Annotated in this window: 1 protein-coding gene; it reads left to right on the top strand. The window is 42.3% G+C overall.

Going from position 1 to position 763, the window contains the following annotated elements:
* Positions 1–763: DUF2861 family protein (locus IQR33_RS19875; RefSeq protein WP_193843972.1), on the top strand; the 763-nt coding region annotated here is incomplete at its 3' end.

Below are 763 nucleotides of genomic sequence, written 5' to 3'. Positions count from 1 at the left end.
ATGGACTGGTTTCAAACTAACACGCCTTTAACACAGGCACATCAACACTTACTTGAAGATGATCTTGCGGGTATGTTCAACTCTCTTGTTGAACTCTGGCAAACGGAACCAAGTAAAGATTTGACTCCTCACCTTAATGATCTTCTTGGTCAGTCACTATCTAAAAACTGTGGCAAGGCTCTCACTGGTGTAACGCTGCCTGATTGGATAAGTGGTGTGAACGTTATTCGTCAGACTATTCAAAGCCCTGGGCGAGATACATTTAGATTGGTGATCAAGCTAAGAGCTACAACTGACATCGAAAATATTTCATTTAATCGATGGGTGGATGATTCTATATCCGCGGACAGTTCATTCAGCTATGAACAACAGCCGAACGGGACAGAACTTGCCAACGAGCGTAGTTACTCGAAACGCTATAACTTAACCGGTAAGCTTGAAGCTGGTTTATATCACTTAACCGTTGTTTCTACTGATAAACAAGAGTATCGAACTTGGGTAATACTTGGAGATTCAAATTCTTCTCAATATGTTCGTTGGACATCTAAAGAGAATTGGAAAGTAGAAAAGAGCGCACTTCGTAATCCTCATTGTCCATTACCGCAACTTGAGGTCGGTTTGTATGACTACATTGATGGCCAGTACGAGCAAATGTGGAAAAAGACTTACGAGTCTAACTATCCAAATTCATTGGAGCTAGCGGGTGTCCCAAACGATAGATACGTATTGGCGGTAAGTATCAATAGTCGCCGTTGGCAGGGCG

The sequence above is a fragment of the Vibrio sp. OPT46 genome (assembly GCF_015163535.1).
GTDB lineage: Bacteria > Pseudomonadota > Gammaproteobacteria > Enterobacterales > Vibrionaceae > Vibrio > Vibrio alginolyticus.
The sequence above is the reverse complement of the archived record's forward strand: the minus strand, read 5'-3'. Positions and strand labels throughout refer to the sequence as shown.